Raw genomic sequence first — 26,062 nt, forward strand, 5'->3', positions numbered from 1 at the left:
AATATGAAAGTTAAATTATCCAACATCCGTTTGGCATTCCCTGATTTATTCGAAGCAACCCAAGTTAACGGGCAAGGCGATTACAAATTCCGTGGAACGTTTCTTATCCCGAAAAACCGCACGGATTTAATCGAAGCGATTGAAAATGCCATTAAGCAAGTGGCTACGGCTAAATGGGGAACCAAAGCTGATGCGGTTCTCAAGTCCATTCGCGGTAACTCAATGCGCTTTAACTTCCGCGATGGTGACGAGAAAATTGAGTATGATGGCTATGCAGACCATATGTACATCGGTGCAAGTAACAAAGCGCGACCATTGGTTATTGACCGTGACCGCACTCCGTTAACCGCACAAGACGGTCGCCCTTACTCCGGCTGCTACGTCAACGCAACTATCACTATTTTTGCATATGACAACCAAGGCAAAGGCATTTCAGCTTCACTTGGTGGGGTTCAGTTCTTCCGTGATGGTGACGCCTTCGCAGGTGGCGGTGTTGCGAGTGAAGATGACTTCGACGACTTAAGTGTCGCCGAAGAGGAAGAATCATTGATTTAAATACAGATAGCCTCCTAGCATGTAGATTCCATAGGAGGCTCTATTTTTTCTATCTTTGCATTTGCATTTGCATGAATACTTTCTAGCTCTTCATTTAAATAATTTATAGTTTCAATGCTAGGATATGCTTTCCAACTTAATAAGCCTATGATTTCTAAAATAAACAGCATAACATTTAAAAATATAAACTTTTTAAAATCAGTACCGATAACAAGGTCTGTCACTATAAAATATAATGTGTAGCACATGATAATACCGCATAGTACTGCAAAAACTAAATATATAATTCTAAAAATCTTATATTTCCCATCAATATGAACTTTAACCATACCATCCAGCTCTACCAATTTTATTTTTTTATTTTTTAATTTCGAAACCAAGTCATAACCAGCATTGTAATTAATTAACCGTAACAAATAAGTTCTTTTTTCTTTATCATAAACCCCTGTTATTAGCCTTGAAACATAATAATTAACCATTTCACCTATATACTTTTTATTTTCACCATTTATTACATCTTTATCTTTACTTATCAAATCCAAAGCTAATATTAGTTCTTTATTATCAAGATAGTAAAATCCTTTTCTAATGTAATTAAAAATAACAATCACCCCAGATATTGCGGCGACTAAAACACCTATATTTTGAATATTTAACTCCATACCAATCCCCCTATAAATTATGAAAAATATACTCTGGCTCGACCTCGAGACATTCAGTGAAAAGCCAATTAAATACGGCACGCATTCTTATGCGGAAACTGTTGAAATTATGCTTTTTGCTTGGGCTTTAAACAATGATTCCGTTAACATTTGGGATATTACAGATAAATCCCCTATGCCTACTGAATTAAAGCAAGCGTTAACAGACCCTAACACTATTATTTATGCACATAACAGCCATTTTGACCGCACGATGCTTAATCATAGTGGTATTAAAATTGATGTTAGCCGCTGGCGCGATACCATGGTACAAGCACTAGCGCACGGTTTACCCGGTGCTTTAGGCGCATTATGCGAAGTGCTTGGTGTTCCTTTGGATAAGGCCAAAGATAAAGAAGGTAAAGCATTAATACAGCTATTTTGTAAGCCTCGCCCTAAAAACTCAGCATTACGCCGCGCCACCAACAAAACGCATCCCGAAGAATGGAAACGTTTTGTTGCTTACGCAGGGCTAGATATCGAAGCTATGCGCGAAGTACACCGCCGCCTACCAAGTTGGAACTATCGCGGCAATGAGTTAGAACACTGGCACCGTGACCAACGAATTAACGATCGCGGTGTGTGTATGGATATTCAATTAGCCACCGCAGCCATTGAAGCGGTTGATATTGAACAAAAGCGCTTAGCCAAACTTACCCAAGATTTGACAGATAATGAAGTACAAGCGGCAACACAGCGTGATGCTCTGCTACAACATATCTCTGCCGCTTTTGGTGTTGACCTGCCTGATATGCAAAAAAGCACATTAGAGCGTCGTATCAATGATCCGGATATTCCTTTGCCGTTACGTGAGCTATTAGCCATACGATTACAAGCGAGTACCACTAGCACCAGTAAATATAAAGCGCTGATGAATGGTGTGAGTTCAGACGGTCGCTTGCGAGGAACATTGCAATTTTGCGGTGCTTCACGTACTGGGCGTTGGGCGGGTCGCTTGTTTCAGCCGCAAAATTTACCAAGACCAACACTTGACCAAGACACCATTGATAACGGTATTGAAGCGTTAAAAGCAGGATGTGCCGACCTCATTTATGATGACATTATGCAACTGACCAGTTCGGCTTTGCGCGGTTGCATTATGGCACCAGAGGGTAAAAAACTTGTCGTATCTGACCTTTCGAATATCGAGGGCCGTACGCTCGCTTGGTTAGCCGGTGAAGCGTGGAAGATTACTGCGTTCAGTGAATTCGATAAAGGTATCGGCGCTGACCTCTATAAATTAGCCTATGCTCGAGCATTCAATATTAGCCCCGAAGATGTTGATAAGCATATGCGCCAAATCGGTAAAGTAATGGAATTAGGCTTAGGGTACGGCGGCGGTGTCGCGGCATTCTTAACATTCGCCCTCACCTATGGTTTAGATTTAGATGAACTTGCCGAAGCTGCATTATCTAATATTCCACCAAAGGTTAAACACGATGCGCTCAGTTGGTATAAAAAATCGGTTGAAACCAAGAAAACATACGGCCTGAGTGAAACCGTGTTTATCACCTGCGATTCATTAAAACGCATGTGGCGTAATGCGCATCCTGAAACCGTCTCTTTCTGGTACGAATTAGAAGATACCGTACGTCGGGCGATTGCGTCTCCGGGGATCACCTTTTCTTGCCGTAAGCTTAAAGTTAGACGCGATAAAGCATGGTTACGTATCGTTTTACCTTCGGGTCGTGCGGTTTGCTACCCATCCCCACGTAATGATAACGGTCAAATCAGCTATATGGGCGTTAACCCTTATAGCCGCAAATGGCAGCGTTTGAAAACCTACGGTGGGAAATTGGTGGAGAACGTAACCCAAGCTGCAGCGCGTGATGTTCTCGCAGGTAACATGCCTACAATTGAAGATCACGGTTATGACATTGTGCTCACTGTTCACGATGAGGTGTTGACCGAGGCACTCGATAACCCTGCATTCAACCATGAGCACTTATCTGAGTTACTCGCCGCTAACCCCGAATGGGCTTTAGACCTTCCACTTAGTGCCGGGGGCTTTGAGGCTTATCATTATAGGAAGGATTAACCTTTATTATAATGACAACTAAGTTAGATTATTATAAATAATAATATTTTAATTCATCTTGACACTTGAAAACAATCCTATACATCTCAATATAAATTAAATATAAAATAATATTTAAGGAAATATCCATATGAACGATTTAAAAAAACAATTTAGTACATTATCCAATGAAAAATTAAAAGAAAAACATGAGCACATAAGTAATGTTTATACGCATGATAAATATTTATCTGAGAAACAGTTTCGCAACTCTATGAATTATTGCGGTACAGATATTCATAGTGATTGGTCTAACCTTGTCAATATCTTGGAAGAGTGTTTAGCTGAGAGAAATATAAATTTTAGTCCTATAAAAAAACCTTTTTTTATAGCTGATGGGCATTTAGATATGTTTGATTGTATTTGCTTGATACGGGGGGCACCGAATCTACTCGTTAAAGTACCACTAGGTTATGCATTTAATCAAAAACAAATAAATAAGTTGTTATCCATGAGCACGGAAAATCTATCTGAATATAAAAAATACCCATTCAAAGCACTACCTATCAGTATAAATGAAAAAATATATTTAACACTGCAAATTGGTCACGAAAATACCGTAGATATAAAATTAGAAGAACTCAGAAAAGAAGCTGTATTTTCGGTAAATGCCATTCCAATTAATTAATTTCACATCGTCTGTATCACCCTGCTATTGCAGGGTTTTTTATACCTAAAATTCAGGAAATATCTTCATGACCTTCAAAAACAACGATAGCCCGTTGTATTTCCGCGCGGCTCGGGATGCTATTCGTCTTGAGCAAGCGGGTAAATACTTTGAGGCGGCTACCGCTTGGTTACAAGCACACCGACTTGCACGGGCAAGAAACAATCAAATTTGGAGTGAGCGACGCTCTGATTTTTGTATGAAACAACTTAAACGCGAAATGTACAAAGGCACTAGTAATGAGCAAAGTACGTGAAGATGTAATCGAAAGGCATTTAGTAAATGAAGTGAAAAAAGCCGGTGGCATCGCTTATAAATTTACTTCACCGGGCCGTCGAGGTGTGCCAGATAGGATCGTACTTTTGCCCGATGGCAAAATCATTTTTGTTGAGTGTAAGGCCCCCGGTGAAAAGCCCCGCCCCGATCAACTAAGGGAACACGCGAGGCTTTTTGCATTAGGGTTTCAGGTTGTCGTTTTGGATAGTAAGGATTTAACTAGAATTTTATAACTATCAATGAATTATCGTTGAATTCCTGAAACAAATTTTTATCTGTTCCTTTCCCTCATGCAATAGTGGTTTTAATTTAAGTGGAGTATTTATTGATACTAATTCATAATTAGCTTTTTCTTTATTGCAATAGCCAACAACATAATAATCTCCATATCTCGAAATTAATGTACCTCCACCATATGAATATATATCAGGTTTGGATAACGCGAAAACCCACCCAACAGAATAAGAAAATAAGACCATTAAACAGAATAAACAAGATATATAAACAAATATATTATTTCTTTCTTCAGAAAAAAACTGTTTAAAAGAACCATAAAAAGCAAAGGGAGTTATAACTATAAAAAAAACACATAGGTATAATATTTTACTATTATAGAAGTCATCATTAATTCTAAATAAATAATACCCAAATACAAAACAGATGGCAACTAACGCCATAGATGAGTATATCGCGCCCTCCAGAAAAGTTGGTTTAGGACTTTCAGAAAAAAATCTCAAGTTAAAAAATGCTATAAGTAGCGCCGAAAAAAAGCCAACACCTACACTTAATATAGATGAAATATCGATAGAAATAAATTCTTTAGGATACCCCCAAAAGTCAGCATACCCATAGTGATAAAAATAAATTAAAAAATAAGACATCGCTGTAACTAGAGTTATTAGCGGGACTTCACTTTTAATTAATTGAAACCGTCCAGACATATATCCACTTCCATATTAAATAAAATAGTTACTATAAATTATAACTGGATTATCTTATGATATCTAAAAACTTTATCCCACGCCCCTACCAAAATTTCATCCTCAGCCACGAAATTGATATTAAACGCTCAAATGTTTGGGCGGGTATGGGTATGGGCAAAACAGTAGCAACGCTCACCGCCTTAGAAGATTTGTTTATGGCGGGGAGTGAAACCCAACCGGCTTTAGTACTTGCGCCTTTACGGGTAGCAAGTTCAACATGGCCAGATGAAGCGGTTAAATGGAATCACTTACGTAATATTGATGTTCAACCGATTATTGGTACTTCCAAAGAACGTATGACCGCTATCAAAAATACCAATGCCAGTGTATTTACCATTAACTACGATAACTTAGTTTGGCTAGTTGAAATATTTGGTGAACATTGGCCTTTTGGGACCATCATTGCGGATGAGAGTACAAGGCTAAAGTCGTTTAGACTTCGTAAAGGAGGCAAACGTGCTGCAACACTGGCGAAAGTGGCTCACAAACATGTGCATCGATGGGTTAATTTGACAGGAACACCTTCCCCTAATGGATTGATTGATTTGTGGGGGCAAGCGTGGTTTGTCGACCAAGGTCAACGCTTAGGTAGAACCTATAGCGCTTTTACTTCTCGCTGGTTCAATAACATTCAATTCCCCGGTCAACAGTGGTCTAAGTTAGAGCCTTGGCCTTTTGCTCAAGAACAAATGCAAGACGCTTTAAGAGATGTCACGATATCGCTAGATGCCGCTGATTGGTTTGATATTGAAGAGCCTATCCACAATATCATTAAACTCGAACTTCCAACCAAAGCCCGAAAACAATATCAAGAAATGGAAAAAGAGATGTTTCTTGAGCTGGAGCATGAAGGCATTGAAGCGCTAAATGCAGCGGCTAAGACGGTAAAATGTTTGCAAATTGCCAGTGGCGCTATCTATACCGATGACAGTAAAAATTGGGTCGAACTGCACGATGCCAAAATTCAGGCGTTGGAAAGTATTATTAGCGAATCAGGCGGTATGCCAATTCTCGTTGCATATCACTGGAAACATGACCTAGAACGCCTATTAAAAGCCTTTCCTAAAGGCAAGAATTTAGATGCTGATCCCCAAACATTACGCGATTGGAACGCAGGCAAAATATCGATTCTGTTTGCACACCCTGCTAGTGCCGGACATGGCTTAAATTTGCAAGATGGTGGGAATATTTTGGTCTTTTTCTCACATTGGTGGGATTTGGAACAATACCAACAAATCATTGAACGTATCGGCCCTACTCGACAAATTCAAGCTGGTTATAACCGTCCTGTATTTATTCACCATCTTATCGCAGCGGGAACTATGGATGAAGTTGTTATGGAACGCCGTAATTCTAAGCGCGAAATACAAGACCTTCTTTTAGAAGCAATGAAGAGGAAATAATACCGTGAAAAAAGATGAGCTAATTAAAGCTACACGGCAAATTAAGTATGAATCACGCGATGCCATGAACAGTATGGATGATGACTATATTTCATTCCCTGCCGAGCTGATTTATAGAATATGTGATGAACTGCTCAAGTACCAACAACTTATCCCCTACGCTTGAGAATATCGGAACGCTCGGGGCTTAAACTTTACCAAAGACAAAAAGCAAATCGAGCTCGTTAAAGAATATTGCCCTGATGCAAATATCATTGAATTATTTAAATTAGATAATAAGTAAATAGGATACTAACATGATTGAAGCTAAAGAACGTGACGACGATTTACTCACAATGAGGGAAGTCGAAAAATTAGTGACTCTAAAAAAATCGACTATTTATGAAATGATCAAACGGAAAGAATTCCCCTCGCAACATAAAATTGGTGTGCGTGCAGCACGCTGGTTACGAAAGGAAATTAATGAATGGAAACAACAACGAACTGCATCTTAAATCAAACAAAGCTTATCAATATAATCTGCGTACCACTGCAACATTTCTCTCCGCCCTTCTAAATATTGGGCATGGTTATATGTTCCTCGAATAACATTCTTGTCAACGTGAGCTAACTGTAATTCTATCCAATCAGCGGGAAACCCTTGGTCGTTTAGAATGGTGCTCATTGTATGACGAAAACCATGCCCAACAATTCGACCTTCCCAACCTATTCTTTTTATCATCGCATTAATAGTGTTCTCGCTCATCACCTTCATTGGGTCCGAACGATTAGGGAACATATATTTAAAGCGGCCCGATAATCGACTTAACTCTTTCAATAAAACAATTACTTGGTCAGACAGAGGAACAAGGTGATCTTTCCTTTTCTTCATTTTATCTCTAGGAATTGACCATAGCCGGGCATCAAAATCTATTTCTGACCATTCGCCAAATCTTAGCTCTGCCGTTCTTAGCCCAGTAAGCATTAATATTCGTGTTGCCAGTACCGTAGTTGGGTCACCACTATAATCAGACACCGCCGATAAAAAATCTGGTAGTTCATTAGCTGTCAAAAAAGGAAAACGGCTAGATACATGCCCTTTCATTGCGCTTTTCAATTCGGCGACTGGGTTATACTTCGCTCTACCCGTTGCAATTGCATACTTAAATACTTCACTTGTCCAACGCCTAACTTTGCTCGCTTTTTCAGTGGCGCCACGTTGCTCTATCGCAGATAAAGCTTTCAGAGCATAAATAGGTTCAATGCTATCAACAGGCAAATCACCGATAACCGGATAAATATCCATCTTAAATGCTTCGAGAATATCCGAAGCATACCCTGCTGACCAACGTGATTTTTTAAACTCGTGCCATTCAATCGATAATTTTCGAAATGTGTTCTCTACATCAGAAACAGCTTTAACTTGCCGAGCTTTAACGGGGTCAACACCGTCTAAGACTTTACGTCTTGCTTCGTCACGTTTTTGTCTTGCTTCTGCTAAAGTAATTTCAGGGTAGACACCAATAGCATACATTTTCTCTCTACCCGCAAATTGATAGCGGTAACGCCAATATTTTGCGCCATTGGTTCGAACAAGTAAAAAAAGCCCTGCACCATCGGAAAGCTTATAGTCTTTTATCTCAGGTTTCGCAGTTTCTACTTGGCGAGCGGATAATTTCATAATAGGTACCCAGTTTCCTAACTCAGATACCCATCTTTGTACCCATTTATGCAGACGATTGCAACGGATTAGGCTGGAATTTACTGGATAAAAACACAGTTAAATTTAATTAAAATAAGAAAAAACCCGTTATCTTTCATATTACTATGGAAAATAACGGGTTCTTATTTGGTGCCGGCTACCGGAGTCGAACTGGTGACCTACTGATTACAAGTCAGTTGCTCTACCAACTGAGCTAAGCCGGCGAATATGGCGGAGAGATAGAGATTCGAACTCTAGGATGGTTTCCCATCGGCGGTTTTCAAGACCGCTGCCTTCGACCGCTCGGCCATCTCTCCATGGGGCGCGATTATGGAGGAATCCCGACGCCTTGTCTACCCCTGAAAGTAAAAAAATTGATTTTTTTACTTCGTTTGGCTAATCTTCACTCAATTACTCTCTATTTGCGAAAAATAATGGTAATATCTGTGCAAAATCGGTGTCTATCATTTCTCTAGGCGTATGATTTTTAACCTAATAATTTTTAGCCTATGGGAACGCACGCTACAGTATGTACAAACAATCATCATTAAAACCAAGCACTCTTTCACGTATTTTTGCTGCGTTTATTCTGTTGTTAATTGTGATGCTGTTTTTATCACTATTTAACTACTATCAAGCATGGGTGCAAAACCGCCAGACCTCATTAAGTAGTATGGCCACTAGGTTAGCGTATCAAATCGAAGACTACCGCTACCAAGCTAGCCACATTTATAAGCTTGCCAATGATAAAACAACTCCCACTGCTATAGATAAACTTTCCGTGACAGAAATGCGCCATGATATTTTTTGGTTAAGTAGTGCAAACCAAACTATTGATGCGATTGTATTTGGGAATAATAAAAAAGCGAATAATGTATTAGCCACTAAGCTAGCTGATTATATGGAGATTGTCTGGGGTGCACGCAATGAATATAACTCAATGTATTATCTTAATGGGCTAGATAATACTTTAGTTTTAGTAACTACTCATTCAATACTTAAGCCTGAACTACGTTTTAAGGAAAGCTATCTGACTCTAACTGCTGAAGAAAAGCGTGCGGATATGTTGACTCAATCGACACTGTTAGATAGACGAGAAATTATATCTAATATACAAAAGTATTCTCCAGATAACCTCTTCTATTATACTTATCGCTTGATGTTCAACTCTCCAGGGCAGCTAACCAGTGTTATTTCGTTTGATATTTCCATTAATTCGCTGATCCCAGCAAGCCTTAATGGGGATTTTTTCACCATTAATACACGCCCATCAAGTACTGGCAGTAATGAGTCTCATACCTCTTGGGTTGGAACAAACCTAATATTTTCGCAACCTATTGAAGGGACTAGCTATCAGCTTTATTATCATACTTCATTAAAAAACATTATTTTTAATATGGTGAGCTTTAACCTTTGGTTAATGACAGGCATGCTCATCATGATTTTCCTTGCTTTGTTGATCATGGCTTTTATTCGTAAACGGCTTATTTCTCCCAATACCAACATGCTACAAGAACTCCATTTTAACGAAGCGCTAAACAATGCCCTGATTAACCATATTGCCTATGGTATTTTAGTCTACGACTTTAATGCCAACAAAAAAATCCTTAGCAATAACATTGCAAATCAATTACTACCTTCAATGGATTTGGTTCATATAAAAGAGATGGCAATCGAAAATCATGATGTTATTCAGGTTTCGATTGAAAATATTGTTTATGAGATCGTACTTGTTGAAAGTGCAACCAAAGCAAATACTGTCATGTTTATTATTGTAGATAAAGACAAGGAAGCTCTCACTCAAAAACGCCAAGAACTAGCCAACCGTGAATATAAAAAGAATATCCAAATGCGCAAGGTTGTATTTGAAAATATGTGTAGTGAAATACTTCCTGCCCTCATCCAAGTTGACGACCAATTAACTAAATTAGCTAAAATTTCAGATGAAAATAACCAAAAATTTGTTTTAGAAATAGAAAGTCAGCTATTTTATATTAACCGTTGGTTTGAAAATATAGGGTTGCTAAATCAGCTAGAATCAGAAACAACTCCACTAAAAAGTGAAAAAATTTCGATTGCAAATGTCGTTAATCAGTTTTTGAAACAAAACCTATCGCGTCTTAATAATAAAGGGTTAGCCCTTTATTTTCATAACAATATCAATCCTGATTCATTAATTGAAACCAATTTGGCTTATTTACAGCATCTAATACAACTCATTTGGGATTATTCTATTGCAACAACCTCTTTTGGGAAGATATCTTTCACGCTATCTTATGATTCAGAAAAAAGAGTCGTGTTACTTAACATTAGAGATAGTGGTTCAGGGCTTAGTAACCAAGAACTTAATAACTTGCAAAGTCCTTTTCTTGGGAAAATACTAAATTCATCTCACTTCACTCGTTCTGGTATGACATTTTATTTATGTAAGTTATTGGTAAAGAGGATGAATGGGACATTTTCGATTCGTACTAGCGATGCGATAGGCACACATTATGAGATTACACTTCCAGCGACCAATGAACTCCTTGTTAAGGATTATCCTGCTTTATTAGAGGATGTCTACGTGCGGTTAAATATTCATAATGCAGATATTTCGCGTATTATCAGAAATACCTTAGCCAATTATGGCGCAGAATTTCTTGATTTAAATGAAAGTTCTCCGCATACGGATTGGGATCTGTTGATCACTGATAATAATGAAGAATGTTTTGAACACATTATCAAAATTAATGGTAATCTTTCTGGAATGCACGAGTTGCAACCTCACTACATAGAGGTTAATTATAACTTTGCTGATGAGCTTATTAGTGCAATTTCATTACTTATCGAAAATTCGGATAGCGAAGATGAATGTTCACGCTTACCAGAACCTAACGAGGTTGAATCTCAAACTTCATTATCTAACCCTGATGGAGAAATGGAAAATGCAATTAAAAGTTATCAATTAGTTTTAGCTAACAGTGGATATCGAGATTTATTCATAACAACAGTACCGATAGATATTAATAAACTGTATAATAGTGAAAGTGTTGAGGATTTGACCGAATTGAAAAACACTGCACATCGTTTAAAAGGAGTTTTTGCTATGCTCGAATTCACAGTTCTTCATAAAATTTGTGAAGATTTAGAGCGTTATATAGCAGATGAAAACGGATTGGAAATAAGAAAATGCATTAGCATGCTGGATAATTCAGTCAAAAAACTAATGCCAGAAGGTAACCAATAAGATGAATAACCTAAATGTCATTGTTGCCGATGATCACCCTATTGTTCTTTTCGGTATCAGAAAATCACTTGAACAAATCGAATGGGTGAATATCGTAGGTGAATTTGAGGACTCAACCTCTTTAATTAATAACTTAGCACGCTTAAACGCTGATGTTCTAGTTACTGATTTATCTATGCCAGGTGATAAATACGGCGATGGTATTACGTTAATCAAATACATTAAACGCCATTATCCTGACCTTTCAATTATTGTTCTCACCATGAACAATAATCCAGCCATTCTAAGTGCAATTCTAGAACTGGATATCGAAGGTATAGTGTTAAAACAAGGCGCACCAGCAGATTTACCTAAAGCATTAGCGGCCTTACAGAAAGGTAAAAAGTTTACTCCTGAAAGTGTGAGTAAATTGTTAGAAAAAGTCAATGCGAGTGGTTACGGTGATAAACGCTTATCGCCAAAAGAAAGTGAAGTTCTGCGTTTATTTGCTGAAGGTTTCTTAGTCACTGAAATTGCTAAGAAGCTTAATCGTAGTATCAAAACAATTAGTAGCCAGAAAAAATCAGCAATGCTGAAATTAGGCGTTGAAAATGATATTGCCTTACTGAACTATCTTTCTTCTGTCAGCATTGATAACTCGCCTTCAGAGTAATATTTAAGTTCTTTTACTACACGATAAAAACCCGGTTACGGGTTTTTATTTTTTACTCCATTCATTTTTCAGCAAAAACGGGTCAATGTCTCGCGCAAAATAGCAATAGTGGTTGGTTTTGATAAACAATCATTCATACCCGCATCGATACAGCGTTGTTTTTCCTCAGCCATCGCATTCGCTGTTAGTGCAACAATAGGTAAATTATATTCTAAGCGGCGTAACTCTCTTGCCAATTGATAACCATCCATATTTGGCATGTTGACGTCCGTTAAAATAATATCAGCATGATGGCTATCTAAGTATTTCAGTGCATCTAATCCATCCACTGCAGTACCCGTTGTAAAGCCGATGCTGGCTAATTGTTCACTCAAAAGCATCCGATTGATTGGGTGGTCATCAACAATAAGTACATGGTATTCACCCAAAGAAAAATCTGCCATTAGTTGCTCATTCGAGCTAACATTTTTCTGTGAATTCTCAACGGTTTTCATAATAACTTTATCAATTAATACGGGTAACTTATCTAATTGATATGTGTTATAAACCCATTCATTTGATTTTGCTTCATAAAGATCACCTGCGTAGAAGCTCGACAACTGAATATGATGAGTGCTTCTCACTTCCCCTTTATGCTCACAATCGGTTATCAACAGGTCATAATCGATTGTTTTGTCGATAGAGTTATTAGTTACTACTATAAATTTTTCATGTGCTAATAGCCGTGATAGGAAATTCATTAAGAATTCGTTTTGGCACGAAATAGCAATACGATAGCCTGTACGATAATCGGGAACCGTTTTTTTAATGTACTCTTGCCCATAAAGTGGGATACGTATTGTGAATGAACTTCCAAGACCTATTTGGGAACTAACTTCTATATCACCATCCATTAGGTTGATTAGTTTTTCACATATAGCTAAACCTAAACCTGTTCCTTTGTGTCCGGTATTGTTTTGGTCATGTACTTGAAAGAATGGGTCAAATAATTGCATCACCACTGCTTGAGTCATGCCTATCCCTGAATCTCGGATTTCGACCTTCAAATAATTCTCATCTTTCCAAACATACAACAGTACAAAACCAGATTCCGTAAACTTAATACTGTTATTAACAATATTAGAAACCACTTGCTGTAGCCGTACTGAATCATTGAGAATTAAATCAGGAATGTCAGGCTCAATATAAGAATACAACGATATTTTTTTCTTGGTCACTAATGGCAAATAGTTAGCTAATACAAATGCAAATACTTCCCGACAATTAAAAAGTTTATTTTCTATTTTCAATTGTTTAGATTCAATTTTAGAAAAATCCAAAATATCACTGATGATTTGCAACAGTAATGAAGAAGAATTATCCATTGTGGACACTAAACGCGTTGCTTTTTCGGATAACTCATAACGTTGCAATAATTCAATATTACCGATGATCCCATATAGCGGTGTTCTTAATTCATGACTTACCGTTGCTAAGAACATCGATTTTGCATGGTTAGCTTGCTCTGCAGCATCAGCAATATCTTGCAATGATTTCTCCATTTGCACACGGATACTGATATCAATTAAAACACAAATCGCGACATCTTCATTTTGATAACGAGAATTCACAAAGCTGATCTGTAAATGTGTACCATTTGTTGTCACAACATCAATATAATTACTCGCTTTCTGGCGAATAATTGTCAAAATCCGCTGCTTATCATCATCACTTAATAAGCGAAAATAATCATGAGCTAGCTCATTACTTAGAATATTGCCACCATCCGTTAACCGTAAGATAATGATCCCCACAGGCGCGGAGGCCACAATTTTATGATTAAATTGTTCATGTTCTTCGAGGCGAATAGCGGTATTCGCAGCTGGCTCCAACATTTTTCTTTCTAACAACCAGATTAGAAAGAAAATAAGCCCACCAGTAAAAATATTAAGTATTACCCCGTAGAAGATAGTATCTTCTAAGCTCGCGAGTATTTGAGATGTTGCTATTGAGAAAATAACCGTTACTTGAGAAGGGGCTAAACGCTTCTTAAAAATTAATTTTGAATAATCAGAATTAAAGCCAAAAAAAGAAGGCTCTGCGATATTCAACAGTGCTGAACTTTTAGGATTCATATCTACCGGTGAATATAAAACAGGTTGGTTATAATTATTCACCATCAATATTTCAACTGCTTTATTTTTACTTATATTAAATTGATTCAAATTGATTGAGCGTTCTAAACCAATAAAAGCAAGCAACATCTCTTTATGATTAACAGGTTGAATTAGATAGACTTGGCCGTTATCGGGTTGAGCGCCATGCACAATAGTGAACAAATTACGCTCTTTGCCTCTCAGCCTTAGTCCCTGATAGGTGCGTACACTCTCATAACTCACTTTTTTCAATATCTCAATATCGGATATTGTAGAACGGATCGGATAATCCACCATACAATAACTTCTTGAACCGACTAAAAATACATGATTTAAGGCTTGTGGAGCCGCAATACTATCCTTCCAGAAATAATTTAATTGTTCGAAAGCATGTAAATAATTTTCAGCTCTATTCCTAAAATAATCACAATCTGTATCGGCGTTTAATTTATAAAAAGAATAGTTTGATGCACTAGGCAAATCCATAAAACTTGTAGATGTAGCCTTTCCATTCCCAGACTCTTGTAATTTAGTTTTATATTGTTCAGTCATTGACTGAATAGAATTTAAGGTCGCACCGGTTTGTTGAATATAAGCCTGAAGATTCTCATGCCCTGAATAAAATTGCTGACGTATGTCAGATTTATACTCATTGAATTGTGAATAAAGAAAAAATAAAGTAATAAAAACGCCCATCCCCCACAACATCAAGCCGAGGATACGAAATAAATCTCGAGAGAGTCTAAGTGATGTTTTAAACGAGGGTAAATATCTCAAGCGCCTTCCTGTATATTCGATACCATGACCGTTAATTATACTCGATCACATGATAAAAAAGCGATAAACATGAAAAGTAATAAAAACCATGAGAGATATCAATTAGAAAAGTAAAACGGGCAGCGTGATCGGCTGCCCGTTGAGTAGATTAAACGAAATGATTAATCTTGTTCATTGATGTCTGCATCATCCACACCATTTTCCATGGTGTTTTCGTCTACATTTTCATCATCTAAACCTTCATCATCTTCCGTTTCAGCAACGCGCTGTAAGCCAACAACTTTTTCGTCTTCGGCAGTTCTAATCAGAGTAACACCTTGAGTATTTCGACCAACAATACTGACTTCTGACACTCGAGTACGAACTAACGTCCCTGCATCAGTGATCATCATGATTTGGTCAGTGTCATCGACTTGAATGGCGCCAACTACATTCCCGTTACGTTCACTCACTTTAATGGAGATAACCCCTTGAGTTGCACGTGATTTTGTTGGATATTCTGCTGCTTCAGTACGTTTACCGTAACCATTCTCTGTTACAGTCAGGATATGGCCTTCCCCTCGAGGAATAATTAAAGAGACAACTTTATCGTTATCCATTAATTTTATACCACGAACACCTGTTGCAGTGCGCCCCATCGGTCTTACTGCATCTTCAGCAAAGCGAACCACTTTACCTTGCGCAGAGAACAACATGACTTCATTTGAGCCATCGGTCAAATTAACACCAATGAGTTCATCACCTTCATTTAGGTTAACCGCAATAATACCTGCGCTTCTTGGACGGCTGAATTCTTGTAAAGGCGTTTTCTTCACCGTACCGCTTGCAGTCGCCATAAACACGTTGTAGCCCTCTTCGTACTCTCGTACAGGTAAGATAGCTGTAATGCGTTCGTTTTGTTCAAGTGGTAATAAGTTAACGATTGGACGACCACGAGCACCACGGCTGGCCTCTGGTAATTGGTAAACCTTCATCCAGTATAAGCGACCACGACTTGAGAAACACAAGATGGTATCGTGCGTATTGGCAACCAAGAGGCGTTCAATAAAGTCTTCGTCTTTCGTCCGCGCTGCCGATTTACCTTTCCCTCCACGACGCTGTGCTTCGTAATCAGACAGAGGCTGATACTTCACATAACCTTGGTGAGATAACGTAACGACCACATCTTCTTGATTGATTAAATCTTCAATATTGATGTCCGCGGTATTCTCGGTAATTTCAGTACGTCGAGGGTCATTATATGTATCACGAATAATTTCTAATTCTTCGCGAATAACTTCCATCAAACGTTCAGGGCTGCGCAAAATAAATAACAGAGCTTCAATTTGAATTAAAAGTTCACGGTATTCTTCGAGTAATTTTTCATGCTCAAGACCCGTTAACTTTTGCAAACGCAAATCAAGAATAGCTTGTGCTTGTTGTTCAGTAAGGAAATATTGACCATCATGAACACCGAACTGTTCTTCTAACCATTCTGGACGAGCCGCGTCATCACCTGCACGCTCTAGCATCGCAGCCACATTACCAAGGTCCCAAGACCTTGCTATCAGCCCTGCTTTGGCTTCTGCTGGCGTTGGTGCCTTACGGATCAGCTCGATAATTGGGTCAATATTCGCTAATGCAATCGCTAACGCTTCAAGTATATGAGCTCTATCGCGTGCTTTACGCAGTTCAAAAATGGTACGGCGTGTAACAACCTCACGACGATGACGAACGAAAGCAGCAATAATATCTTTTAGATTCAGTATTTTTGGTTGGCCTTGATGTAAAGCCACCATATTAATGCCAAAAGAAACTTGCAGCTGAGTTAATGAATACAAGTTGTTTAGGACAACCTCACCCACCGCATCACGTTTTACCTCAATGACAATACGCATGCCGTCTTTATCTGACTCATCACGTAATGCACTGATACCGTCAACACGTTTGTCTTTGACTAGTTCAGCAATTTTTTCAATCAAGCGAGCTTTATTCACTTGATAAGGTATTTCGCTGACAATGATGGTTTCACGGCCACTTTTCTCATCGACTTCGACTTCTGCACTAGCACGGATATAAACCTTACCACGCCCTGTACGATATGCATCGATGATACCACGACGACCGTTGATGATGGCAGCAGTCGGGAAATCTGGGCCCGGTATGTGCTCCATCAAACCTTCAATACTGATATCTTCATCTTCTATATAGGCAAGACAACCATTTATAACTTCCCCTAAATTGTGAGGAGGAATATTAGTTGCCATCCCAACAGCAATACCTGACGACCCATTAACTAAAAGGTTAGGGATTTTCGTTGGCATTACTTCAGGAATTTGCTCTGTTCCATCATAGTTTGGAACGAAATCAACGGTTTCTTTTTCAAGATCAGCCAGTAGCTCATGAGCAATTTTCGCCATACGGATTTCCGTATAACGCATTGCCGCAGCTGAGTCTCCATCAACTGAACCGAAGTTTCCTTGACCATCCACCAGCATGTAACGCATAGAGAAAGGCTGTGCAAGACGAACGATAGTCTCATAAACAGCGCTATCACCATGTGGATGGTATTTACCGATGACGTCCCCGACTATACGGGCAGATTTTTTATAGGGTTTATTCCAATCATTTCCCAATACATTCATCGCAAATAGTACTCTGCGGTGTACTGGCTTCAGTCCATCTCGAACATCCGGAAGTGCACGGCCGACAATAACGGACATTGCATAATCCAAATACGAACTTTTAAGCTCTTCTTCGATATTAACTGGTGTGATTTCTCTGGCAATCTCGCTCATGGAACCACTGTCCCTCATAACTTCGGATTCAAAGAGTAGAACTATACCACAATTCGCCAATTTAATAAAAATAAGAGACGGGTATTTGTCTTTCAAGCTATGTATAATAGCGGAAAATTAAGTTTATGTGTCCGAAACTTGAAGGTTCTGCAATGAATAGCTGCGATAACTCAGTTATTGTCTGCATTTTAACCTTCAATAATAAACGGGCGCCTATCACCTCCCCTATTAAAATCAGGCTATCAATAATAGGTCTATCGGGTAATAGGATCAAAATAGGAGCTTCTTTAATGAGTGATACCCAAACCCCAGCGTATCTTAATGTCGATAAACAAGAAATTGAAAAATTTGAATCCATCGCGTCCCGCTGGTGGGATTTAGAAGGCGAGTTCGCCCCTTTACACCGTATTAACCCATTACGTTTAGGGTACATCATGCAACGTGTAGAGGGGATTTTCGGTAAAAAAATTCTTGATGTAGGCTGTGGTGGCGGCATTTTATCAGAAAGTATGGCGCGTGAAGGTGCTGAGGTTACTGGCCTAGATATGGGCGCGGAACCTTTAATGGTTGCACGTTTGCATTCGCTTGAGTCAGGTATTCCTGTTGAATATGTTCAAGAAACGGTTGAACAACATGCGGATAAACACCCTCAAGCCTATGATGTTGTAACTTGCATGGAAATGCTAGAGCATGTGCCAGACCCACAATCTGTCGTCAGAGCCTGCGCAAAATTAGTTAAACCAGGTGGCCATGTTATTTTTTCTACTATTAATCGTAATAAAAAAGCTTGGTTGATGGCAGTTGTTGCTGCAGAGTATGTGATGAAAATGGTCCCCAAAGGGACTCATGATGCGAATAAATTTATTCGCCCATCAGAATTGATTAGCTGGGTCGATGAAACACAGTTAAAAGATAAACATATCATAGGGTTGCACTATAACCCTATGACTGATAAATTTTGGCTTGGCCCAAATGTGGATGTCAATTATATGCTGCACACGATCAGCGAATAGTCTGTTAGTCGCGAAAAGAATAAATCGCAAGCAGTACGTTTAAGAAAGCAGCAAACGATCGCAATTTACAAAATTTATTTTAGTCCTCATGTCGGAAGCTTTTTTTTTATTAGTTCCTTTTACCATGCAGCTTACCGACATGATCTATTTTCTTATCCAACCAGTTATCCACAAGAACCCCGCAATTTGTTCACTTGATAAAATCGCATATTAACATTATCTTGTTATGGTATTCTCAACAAACTACTACATATAGTAGTAAGGCAAAACATAACACAACTAGTCTCATGGCATTTAACCATGGGCTTTTTTATGTTTGCATTACACTATTTGTTGTTCAACCAAGGTGCATTTGCTCATGAACCAGAGTCTGTTAGTCACAAAACGTGATGGACATAAAGAACGCATTAATCTCGATAAAATCCACAAGGTAATAACCTGGGCTGCTGAAGGCCTCAGTAACGTATCTGTTTCTCAGGTGGAGTTACGTTCACAGATTCAGTTTTATGATGGGATCAGAACTTCTGATATTCACGAAACGATGATCAAAGCAGCAGCCGATTTGATTACTGGTGAAACACCAGATTATCAATATCTTGCCGCACGTCTTGCGATATTTAACCTACGCAAGAAAGCCTATGGCCAATTTGAGCCACCAGCACTGTATGCACATGTAAAACACCTCGTTGAAATGGGGAAATATGATAAGCATTTGCTGGAAGACTACTCCGAAGCAGAGTTCGAGCAAATGGATAGTTTTATTGACCATTGGCGTGATATGAATTTTTCCTATGCTGCGGTTAAACAGCTCGAAGGCAAATATTTAGTACAAAACCGCGTAACTGGTGAAATATACGAAAGTGCGCAATTTTTATATATATTAGTTGCGGCTTGTCTATTTTCACATTACCCAAAAGAAACACGTCTTGATTACATTCGCCGTTTCTACGATGCCGTATCTACCTTCAAAATTTCACTACCTACGCCAATTATGGCTGGGGTACGTACACCTACTCGTCAATTTAGTTCTTGTGTTCTAATTGAATGTGGAGACAGCCTTGATTCTATCAACGCCACATCAAGTGCCATTGTCAAATATGTTTCACAACGTGCAGGAATTGGTGTAAATGCAGGGCGTATCCGTGCATTAGGTAGCCCTATTCGTGGTGGTGAAGCATTCCATACTGGCTGTATACCATTTTATAAGCACTTCCAAACAGCGGTTAAATCTTGTTCTCAAGGTGGCGTCCGCGGTGGTGCAGCAACATTATTCTACCCAATCTGGCACTTAGAAGTTGAAAGCTTATTGGTTCTAAAAAATAACCGTGGTGTTGAAGGTAACCGTGTTCGTCATATGGACTACGGCGTTCAGTTAAATAAATTGATGTACGAACGCTTGATTAAAAACCAAGATATCACGTTGTTCAGCCCATCTGATGTGCCGGGTCTTTATGACGCTTTCTTTGCCGATCAAGAAGAATTCGAACGCTTGTATGTGAAATATGAACAAGATGAAAATATTCGCAAGACCGCCGTAAAAGCCGTTGAGCTATTTTCATTAATGATGCAAGAGCGTGCATCTACTGGTCGTATTTATATTCAAAACGTTGACCACTGTAATACACATAGCCCATTTGACCCACAAGTTGCACCCGTTCGTCAATCGAACCTGTGTTTAGAAATTGCATTACCGACAAAACCATTAAATAACATTAATGATGAAAATGGTGAAATCGCGCTATGTACACTTTCTGCTTTCAACTTAGGTGCAATTGAAAGCCTTGATGAGTTAGAAGAATTAGCCACGTTAGCTGTCCGTGCGTTAGATGCCCTACTCGATTATCAAGATTACCCAATTATTGCAGCGAAGCAAGGGTCTATGGGCCGTCGTACCTTAGGTATTGGCGTGATCAACTATGCTTATTATTTGGCAAAACATGGTGTTCGTTACTCCGATGGCAGTGCAAATAATCTAACGCATAAAACCTTTGAAGCAATTCAATATTACCTGTTGAAAGCCTCAAATGAACTAGCAAAAGAGCAAGGCGCTTGCCCATGGTTCAATGAAACCACTTATGCACAAGGTGTGTTACCGATCGATACTTATAAAAAAGAACTCGATAAGTTAACTAATGAGCCTTTACATTATGATTGGGAAGCACTTCGCCAAGACATTAAACAACATGGTCTGCGTAACTCTACATTATCTGCTTTGATGCCTTCTGAAACATCATCCCAGATTTCAAACGCAACCAATGGTATTGAGCCGCCACGTGGTTACATCAGTATTAAAGCATCTAAAGATGGCATCTTACGTCAGGTCGTCCCTGATTACGAAAATCTTAAAAGTGCTTATGAACTGTTATGGCAAATGCCTTCAAATAGCGGTTATTTACAACTCGTTGGTATCATGCAGAAATTTATCGACCAGTCGATATCTGCAAACACAAACTATGACCCAACTCGTTTCGAGAGCGGTAAAGTACCAATGAACCAATTGCTAAAAGATTTATTGCTCGCCTATAAGTTTGGTGTGAAAACACTTTACTATCACAACACCCGCGATGGCGCGGAAGATGTGCAAGGTGATCTGGAAGAAGTTGTTGAGTCAGCAGATTCCGATTGCGAAGGCGGCGCGTGTAAAATTTAATAGGAATGGTTATGTCACATACATATACAACGTTTTCACAGAAGAAAAATGACCAAATGCTGGAACCGATGTTTTTCGGCCAGCCGGTTAACGTGGCACGCTATGATCAGCAAAAATACCCTATTTTTGAAAAACTGATTGAAAAACAACTGTCATTTTTCTGGCGACCAGAAGAAGTTGACGTGTCGCGCGACCGCATTGACTATAATGCATTGCCAGAACACGAAAAGCATATTTTCATCAGTAATCTGAAATACCAAACGCTGCTTGACTCTATTCAGGGTCGCAGCCCAAATGTGGCTCTGTTGCCATTAATTTCAATTCCTGAGTTAGAGACTTGGGTAGAAACGTGGGCATTTTCTGAAACTATTCACTCACGTTCTTATACGCATATTATTCGTAATATCGTAAATGACCCTGCCATCATTTTTGATGATATTGTTGAAAATGAAGAAATTTTAAAGCGTGCAAAAGACATTTCTGGTTTTTATGATGACCTAATCGAAATGACTAACTACTACCATATGTTTGGTGAAGGCACTCATAATTGTAATGGCAAGCAAGTCACCGTTTCTCTACGCCAACTTAAAAAGCAACTTTACCTGTGCTTAATGAGTGTCAATGCCCTAGAAGCCATCCGTTTTTATGTTAGTTTTGCTTGTTCATTTGCTTTTGCTGAGCGTGAACTGATGGAAGGGAATGCAAAAATCATCAAGCTAATTGCGCGTGATGAAGCGTTGCACCTAACCGGTACTCAACACATGCTTAATCTATTGCGTTCAGGTCAAGATGACCCTGAAATGGCAGAAATTGCAGCGGAATGTGAACAAGAATGCTACGACTTGTTCGTACAAGCAGCGGAACAAGAAAAAGAGTGGGCTGATTACCTATTTAGTGAAGGTTCAATGATTGGTTTAAATAAAGATATTTTATGCCAATACGTTGAATACATTACTAATATCCGTATGCAAGCGGTAGGTTTGAAATTACCTTTCGAAGGGCGCTCCAACCCGATACCATGGATTAACGCATGGTTAGTTTCAGATAACGTACAGGTCGCACCTCAAGAAGTTGAAGTTAGTTCTTACCTAGTTGGTCAAATTGACTCTCAAGTCGATACCGACGACCTGAGCGACTTCGAACTGTAATTATGGCTAGCCATAAAATCACCCTGCGATTAACGCAGGGTGTTCAAGTCCCCTTCCATACTGAAATCCATTCGTGTTTATTGGAAGCTCTCGAAGATAGTCGTGTTCCTGTCGAATATCAATGCCGTGAAGGCTACTGTGGTTCATGTCGTGTGATGTTATTACGTGGAAAAGTCGGCTATAAGAGTAAACCTTTGGCATTTGTTCAAGAAGGTGAAATATTACCTTGTTGTTGCCACCCGCTTTCTGACATTGAAATTGGTTGATAGTTTAATATCGTTAGCGATTGCATGGTAATTGACTTTCCATGCAATCGCTTTTCATCTTATGAGATTGCTATCGGTTTATAGGTAACCATATAAAGCGGCAAATACCCAGCCAAATACGCAAGAGACGCCCACCCCAATTAACCCCGGCAAGATAAAACTGTGGTTGATAACAAATTTACCGATACGTGTTGTTCCTGAGCGGTCAAATTGAATCGCTGCAAGGTCACTAGGATAAGTTGGTAAAATATAATAACCATAACAAGCTGGCGCAGAAGCAATAATATAAGCAGGGTCAACACCAATTCCTAATGCGATAGGCACAACCGCTGCCAATGCCGCTGCTTGTGAATTAACGAATTTAGACACCAATAGTAAAATAACCGCATATGCCCATGGGAAATCCTTAACTAAAGAACCAAGTGTTCCTTTGATCTCATCCATGTGTGCACCAAACATGGTTTCAGCCATCCATGCGATACCATATACCGCGACAATAGCAATCATCCCTGAGCGGAAAACTTCATTCTTCGATATTTGCCCTGGATTAGTTTTACAGATGATAATAATTAGCGCTCCTGCCAATAACATAAACATCTGGATCACTAATACCATAGAAAGTGGTTTACCATTCACTAGTGGTCTTAATTCAGAAAAAGCGCCTAATAATGCAACGACTGCAATAGATGCTAGGAAAATCCACATCGCTACCCAATTAATTTTAGGCAGTTTTTTATCCAGTAATGTCACACTGTCACCATATACATAATCATGGTTTTCAGGGACAGAAATAAACTCTTGGAATACGGGGTCTTTATCAAGATCTTTCCCCCTAAACCAACTAAAGATACCAATAGCTAAAATACCTAATAATGTTGATGGGATAGTAATGGCCAATAAATCTAGAAATTCAAGAGATTGCCCGTTTATCGTCACCCCATTTAACATTGCAACGAGTGAAACAACAGCCACTGATACAGGGCTAGCTATAATCCCCATTTGTGCACCAATACTACTTGCAGCCATTGGTCTTTCTGGACGAATATTGTTTTTAATCGCTGCATCATAAATGATAGGTAAAATAGTATAAACAACATGCCCTGTACCACACAAAATGGTTAAAATGCATGTCACAAATGGTGCGACAATAGAGATGTATTTAGGGTTCTTCCGTAGTAATCGTTCTGCAATTTGCAGCATGACATCTAAACCGCCTGATGCTTGTAACGTTGCTGATGCGGCAACAACAGCAATGATAACAAGCATAACATCAACAGGCGGTTTTCCTGGCGGTAAGCCAAACCCAAAAACTAAAATTACGAGACCAACACCACCCAAAAGCCCTAACGCCATCCCACCTTTTTTTGCTCCGTAAAACAAGCAAACAAGGATAATGGCAAGTTGTATCATGAAGTCCATAGTTTCATCCTTTATAGATATGTCTGCCTATATTATCCGGATGATTTATATTCATTAATTTGATTTATGATAATTTCAAAATCAATTTAATTTTATTTTTTATGCTTTTGTTATAGCCCCATCACACAATTCACCTTAAGTAACTGCCATACTGCCCAGTTAATTAGTCCATATAGAAAAATCAATTAATTACCCTCTATTTTTTAACATATGCCTCCTCTTTGAATTTACGTTTATCTCTCATTATTTTTTCATTTAATTAACCTGTATTTATTTAGCTATTCTTTTAGTCTCAACTAAATTTAAGGTGTAAATATATATATACACCACCTGTAATTTACATTTGACAGCGCACGTGCGATCGCATAATCTGCTGCACTTATTAATAAATTAATTTCAATTAGAGGAACTTGTGAAGAATCGTACGCTTGGCAGTGTGTTAATCGTTGCAGGAACAACAATAGGGGCTGGGATGCTGGCAATGCCACTTGCTGCTGCAGGTGTCGGTTTCACAGGCATCGTCTGTTTGCTTGTTGGTTTGTGGATGTTAATGAGCTATACCTCATTGCTATTAGTTGAAGTATATCAACATAACCCAGCCAACATGGGATTAGGGTCTGTTGCTAAGAAATATCTAGGTCCCACAGGGCAAATAGTAACAGGCCTCAGTATGCTGTTATTAATGTACGCCTTAACGACTGCATATATTGGCGGTGCCGGTGTTCTAATTTCAGACAGTTTTTCTTCATGGTGGGGTATTAACATTTCGACGGATACTGCCATTATTGCGTTCACAATTATCGGGGGTGCGATTGTCTGCATAGGCACCCACTCTGTAGACTTTATTAATCGAATTTTATTCACTGCAAAAACTGTTTTTTTAGTGATTATGTTAGTCGTGATGATGCCCCATGCCGAAGCTATTAACTTAAGCACAATGCCAGTTGAAAAAGGCCTACTTCTTGCTGCCGTGCCCGTTATATTCACTTCATTTGGGTTCCATGGAAGCGTGCCTAGCTTGGTGAACTATATGAATGGTGATGTGCGTAAATTACGTATGATTTTTATTACGGGTAGTGCTATCCCACTAGTCGCCTATATTCTGTGGCAAATCGCAACGCTTGGGTCAATTCCCTCTCATACGTTTATCGGGATCCTTGCGCAACAATCTGGCCTAAACGGGCTACTGACTGCAATCCGTGATGTTGTGGCTACACCCCGTGTAAATATCGCTGTTAGTTTATTTATGGATTTAGCCTTAGCGACTTCCTTTTTAGGTGTTGCCCTTGGCCTATTTGATTATCTTGCCGACCTATTTAAGCGCAGTAACCACCTATTTGGTCGCATTCAAACAGGTTTATTAACCTTCATACCGCCGCTGTTAGCTGCCTTATTTTTTAGCAGTTTCGTGCAGGCCTTAACTTATGCTGCTGTTGCACTGTCTGTTCTTGCACTGATTATCCCTGCGCTCTTAACCTTACGGGTGCGTAAAGTTGAAACGCAAGGTGAATACCAAGTTAAGGGTGGCACACCAATATTAGGTTTAGTGCTACTTTGCGGTATCGCTGTCATCGCTATCCAATTTGCTATTGTTGCTGGTTTTTTACCAAACGTTGGGTAAGCTCTCGATAAAGTAAAAGACTTCAATATCAT

At 39.0% G+C, this 26,062-nt stretch carries 21 protein-coding genes and 2 tRNA genes; 15 read left to right on the forward strand and 8 right to left on the reverse strand.

The features are described 5' to 3' along the window. Positions 1-3 precede the first annotated feature (3 nt). Positions 4-555 carry a DUF2815 family protein gene (locus ACIPUA_RS10310; RefSeq protein ID WP_449059628.1) on the forward strand — a complete coding sequence of 184 codons (552 nt, stop codon included), beginning with the start codon at positions 4-6 and terminating at the stop codon, positions 553-555. Between the two features lie 14 nt (positions 556-569). Here the strand turns inward: ACIPUA_RS10310 and ACIPUA_RS10315 are convergent, their stop codons facing one another. Beyond that, positions 570-1,217, reverse strand: coding sequence for a hypothetical protein (locus ACIPUA_RS10315; protein WP_449059629.1), 648 nt, complete (start codon positions 1,215-1,217; stop codon positions 570-572). A 19-nt stretch (positions 1,218-1,236) separates the two neighbouring features. Between ACIPUA_RS10315 and ACIPUA_RS10320 the strand changes: the two genes are divergently transcribed. The 4 genes from ACIPUA_RS10320 to ACIPUA_RS10335 all read left to right on the forward strand — a co-directional run bounded on the left by ACIPUA_RS10320 (position 1,237) and on the right by ACIPUA_RS10335 (position 4,509). Then, complete coding sequence (locus ACIPUA_RS10320; protein WP_449059630.1) at positions 1,237-3,294, forward strand: DNA polymerase; 2,058 nt, start codon at positions 1,237-1,239, stop codon at positions 3,292-3,294. 130 nt (positions 3,295-3,424) lie between these two features. Further along, on the forward strand, positions 3,425-3,961 hold the full coding sequence (locus tag ACIPUA_RS10325; protein ID WP_449059631.1) for a hypothetical protein: 537 nt from the start codon (positions 3,425-3,427) through the stop codon (positions 3,959-3,961). A gap of 67 nt (positions 3,962-4,028) precedes the next feature. After that, positions 4,029-4,256 carry an ANR family transcriptional regulator gene (locus tag ACIPUA_RS10330; RefSeq protein WP_449059632.1) on the forward strand — a complete coding sequence of 76 codons (228 nt, stop codon included), beginning with the start codon at positions 4,029-4,031 and terminating at the stop codon, positions 4,254-4,256. Continuing rightward, complete coding sequence (locus ACIPUA_RS10335; RefSeq protein WP_449059633.1) at positions 4,240-4,509, forward strand: VRR-NUC domain-containing protein; 270 nt, start codon at positions 4,240-4,242, stop codon at positions 4,507-4,509. The genes ACIPUA_RS10330 and ACIPUA_RS10335 overlap by 17 nt, the downstream gene beginning before the upstream one ends. 3 nt (positions 4,510-4,512) lie before the next feature. Here the strand turns inward: ACIPUA_RS10335 and ACIPUA_RS10340 are convergent, their stop codons facing one another. Beyond that, on the reverse strand, positions 4,513-5,217 hold the full coding sequence (locus ACIPUA_RS10340; RefSeq protein ID WP_449059634.1) for a hypothetical protein: 705 nt from the start codon (positions 5,215-5,217) through the stop codon (positions 4,513-4,515). A 59-nt stretch (positions 5,218-5,276) separates the two neighbouring features. Here ACIPUA_RS10340 and ACIPUA_RS10345 point away from each other — a divergent pair, with 59 nt between their 5' ends. The 3 genes from ACIPUA_RS10345 to ACIPUA_RS10355 all read left to right on the forward strand — a co-directional run bounded on the left by ACIPUA_RS10345 (position 5,277) and on the right by ACIPUA_RS10355 (position 7,156). Beyond that, on the forward strand, positions 5,277-6,662 hold the full coding sequence (locus ACIPUA_RS10345; RefSeq protein ID WP_449059661.1) for an SNF2-related protein: 1,386 nt from the start codon (positions 5,277-5,279) through the stop codon (positions 6,660-6,662). Positions 6,663-6,666: 4 nt separating this feature from the next. Continuing rightward, a complete protein-coding gene (locus ACIPUA_RS10350; protein WP_449059635.1) occupies positions 6,667-6,828 on the forward strand; it encodes a hypothetical protein in 162 nt (53 codons plus the stop codon). A 130-nt stretch (positions 6,829-6,958) separates the two neighbouring features. Then, complete coding sequence (locus ACIPUA_RS10355; RefSeq protein WP_449059636.1) at positions 6,959-7,156, forward strand: helix-turn-helix transcriptional regulator; 198 nt, start codon at positions 6,959-6,961, stop codon at positions 7,154-7,156. On the opposite strand, the gene ACIPUA_RS10360 is transcribed toward ACIPUA_RS10355, so the two are convergent. The 3 genes from ACIPUA_RS10360 to ACIPUA_RS10370 all read right to left on the reverse strand — a co-directional run bounded on the left by ACIPUA_RS10360 (position 7,153) and on the right by ACIPUA_RS10370 (position 8,660). Further along, positions 7,153-8,322: a tyrosine-type recombinase/integrase gene (locus ACIPUA_RS10360; protein ID WP_449059637.1), complete on the reverse strand. Its 1,170-nt coding sequence runs from the start codon at positions 8,320-8,322 to the stop codon at positions 7,153-7,155. The two genes, ACIPUA_RS10355 and ACIPUA_RS10360, sit on opposite strands and share 4 nt — an antisense overlap. Before the next feature lie 169 nt (positions 8,323-8,491). Further along, positions 8,492-8,567, reverse strand: a tRNA-Thr gene (locus tag ACIPUA_RS10365). 5 nt (positions 8,568-8,572) lie between these two features. Further along, positions 8,573-8,660, reverse strand: a tRNA-Ser gene (locus ACIPUA_RS10370). Between the two features lie 212 nt (positions 8,661-8,872). Here ACIPUA_RS10370 and rcsD point away from each other — a divergent pair. Together rcsD and rcsB are read left to right on the forward strand one after the other, a co-directional pair. Continuing rightward, the gene (rcsD, locus tag ACIPUA_RS10375) at positions 8,873-11,572 is read left to right on the forward strand and encodes a phosphotransferase RcsD (protein WP_449059638.1); all 2,700 of its coding nucleotides are present in this window, start codon (positions 8,873-8,875) and stop codon (positions 11,570-11,572) included. Position 11,573: 1 nt separating this feature from the next. Continuing rightward, entirely contained in the window at positions 11,574-12,224 is a 651-nt protein-coding gene (rcsB, locus tag ACIPUA_RS10380; protein ID WP_004259923.1) for a response regulator transcription factor RcsB, read from the forward strand. A gap of 68 nt (positions 12,225-12,292) precedes the next feature. Here rcsB and rcsC read toward each other — a convergent pair whose 3' ends face one another. Together rcsC and gyrA are read right to left on the reverse strand one after the other, a co-directional pair. Then, positions 12,293-15,136: a two-component system sensor histidine kinase RcsC gene (gene rcsC / locus ACIPUA_RS10385; protein ID WP_449059639.1), complete on the reverse strand. Its 2,844-nt coding sequence runs from the start codon at positions 15,134-15,136 to the stop codon at positions 12,293-12,295. 161 nt (positions 15,137-15,297) lie between these two features. Then, complete coding sequence (gyrA, locus tag ACIPUA_RS10390; protein WP_105881096.1) at positions 15,298-17,913, reverse strand: DNA topoisomerase (ATP-hydrolyzing) subunit A; 2,616 nt, start codon at positions 17,911-17,913, stop codon at positions 15,298-15,300. Positions 17,914-18,203: 290 nt separating this feature from the next. Here gyrA and ubiG point away from each other — a divergent pair, with 290 nt between their 5' ends. The 4 genes from ubiG (at position 18,204) to yfaE (ending at position 22,990) form a co-directional block, all read left to right on the forward strand. Continuing rightward, complete coding sequence (gene ubiG / locus ACIPUA_RS10395; protein ID WP_181468593.1) at positions 18,204-18,926, forward strand: bifunctional 2-polyprenyl-6-hydroxyphenol methylase/3-demethylubiquinol 3-O-methyltransferase UbiG; 723 nt, start codon at positions 18,204-18,206, stop codon at positions 18,924-18,926. A gap of 358 nt (positions 18,927-19,284) precedes the next feature. Then, the gene (gene nrdA, locus ACIPUA_RS10400) at positions 19,285-21,576 is read left to right on the forward strand and encodes a class 1a ribonucleoside-diphosphate reductase subunit alpha (RefSeq protein ID WP_042844413.1); all 2,292 of its coding nucleotides are present in this window, start codon (positions 19,285-19,287) and stop codon (positions 21,574-21,576) included. 11 nt (positions 21,577-21,587) lie between these two features. Beyond that, entirely contained in the window at positions 21,588-22,724 is a 1,137-nt protein-coding gene (gene nrdB / locus ACIPUA_RS10405; protein ID WP_042844414.1) for a class Ia ribonucleoside-diphosphate reductase subunit beta, read from the forward strand. A 2-nt stretch (positions 22,725-22,726) separates the two neighbouring features. Next, positions 22,727-22,990, forward strand: coding sequence for a class I ribonucleotide reductase maintenance protein YfaE (yfaE, locus tag ACIPUA_RS10410; RefSeq protein ID WP_449059640.1), 264 nt, complete (start codon positions 22,727-22,729; stop codon positions 22,988-22,990). Positions 22,991-23,068: 78 nt separating this feature from the next. Here the strand turns inward: yfaE and ACIPUA_RS10415 are convergent, their stop codons facing one another. Beyond that, positions 23,069-24,409 carry an anaerobic C4-dicarboxylate transporter gene (locus ACIPUA_RS10415; RefSeq protein ID WP_048607497.1) on the reverse strand — a complete coding sequence of 447 codons (1,341 nt, stop codon included), beginning with the start codon at positions 24,407-24,409 and terminating at the stop codon, positions 23,069-23,071. Positions 24,410-24,821: 412 nt separating this feature from the next. On the opposite strand from ACIPUA_RS10415, the gene tyrP reads away from it, so the two are divergent. Further along, positions 24,822-26,030: a tyrosine transporter TyrP gene (gene tyrP / locus ACIPUA_RS10420; protein ID WP_042844418.1), complete on the forward strand. Its 1,209-nt coding sequence runs from the start codon at positions 24,822-24,824 to the stop codon at positions 26,028-26,030. Positions 26,031-26,062 lie beyond the last annotated feature (32 nt).

Source organism: Providencia sp. AGC89 (assembly GCF_053543535.1).

What these genes read in the sequence shown, in the direction of transcription:
- yfaE (WP_449059640.1), top strand. Translation starts at nt 22,727, where the DNA reads ATGGCTAGCCATAAAATCACCCTGCGATTAACGCAGGGTGTTCAAGTC.
- ACIPUA_RS10330 (WP_449059632.1), top strand. Translation starts at nt 4,029, where the DNA reads ATGACCTTCAAAAACAACGATAGCCCGTTGTATTTCCGCGCGGCTCGG.
- gyrA (WP_105881096.1), bottom strand. Translation starts at nt 17,913, where the DNA reads ATGAGCGAGATTGCCAGAGAAATCACACCAGTTAATATCGAAGAAGAG.
- ACIPUA_RS10310 (WP_449059628.1), top strand. Translation starts at nt 4, where the DNA reads ATGAAAGTTAAATTATCCAACATCCGTTTGGCATTCCCTGATTTATTC.
- ubiG (WP_181468593.1), top strand. Translation starts at nt 18,204, where the DNA reads ATGAGTGATACCCAAACCCCAGCGTATCTTAATGTCGATAAACAAGAA.
- ACIPUA_RS10340 (WP_449059634.1), bottom strand. Translation starts at nt 5,217, where the DNA reads ATGTCTGGACGGTTTCAATTAATTAAAAGTGAAGTCCCGCTAATAACT.
- nrdB (WP_042844414.1), top strand. Translation starts at nt 21,588, where the DNA reads ATGTCACATACATATACAACGTTTTCACAGAAGAAAAATGACCAAATG.
- ACIPUA_RS10360 (WP_449059637.1), bottom strand. Translation starts at nt 8,322, where the DNA reads ATGAAATTATCCGCTCGCCAAGTAGAAACTGCGAAACCTGAGATAAAA.
- rcsB (WP_004259923.1), top strand. Translation starts at nt 11,574, where the DNA reads ATGAATAACCTAAATGTCATTGTTGCCGATGATCACCCTATTGTTCTT.
- ACIPUA_RS10320 (WP_449059630.1), top strand. Translation starts at nt 1,237, where the DNA reads ATGAAAAATATACTCTGGCTCGACCTCGAGACATTCAGTGAAAAGCCA.
- ACIPUA_RS10415 (WP_048607497.1), bottom strand. Translation starts at nt 24,409, where the DNA reads ATGGACTTCATGATACAACTTGCCATTATCCTTGTTTGCTTGTTTTAC.
- ACIPUA_RS10325 (WP_449059631.1), top strand. Translation starts at nt 3,425, where the DNA reads ATGAACGATTTAAAAAAACAATTTAGTACATTATCCAATGAAAAATTA.
- nrdA (WP_042844413.1), top strand. Translation starts at nt 19,285, where the DNA reads ATGAACCAGAGTCTGTTAGTCACAAAACGTGATGGACATAAAGAACGC.
- ACIPUA_RS10315 (WP_449059629.1), bottom strand. Translation starts at nt 1,217, where the DNA reads ATGGAGTTAAATATTCAAAATATAGGTGTTTTAGTCGCCGCAATATCT.
- ACIPUA_RS10355 (WP_449059636.1), top strand. Translation starts at nt 6,959, where the DNA reads ATGATTGAAGCTAAAGAACGTGACGACGATTTACTCACAATGAGGGAA.
- ACIPUA_RS10335 (WP_449059633.1), top strand. Translation starts at nt 4,240, where the DNA reads ATGAGCAAAGTACGTGAAGATGTAATCGAAAGGCATTTAGTAAATGAA.
- rcsD (WP_449059638.1), top strand. Translation starts at nt 8,873, where the DNA reads ATGTACAAACAATCATCATTAAAACCAAGCACTCTTTCACGTATTTTT.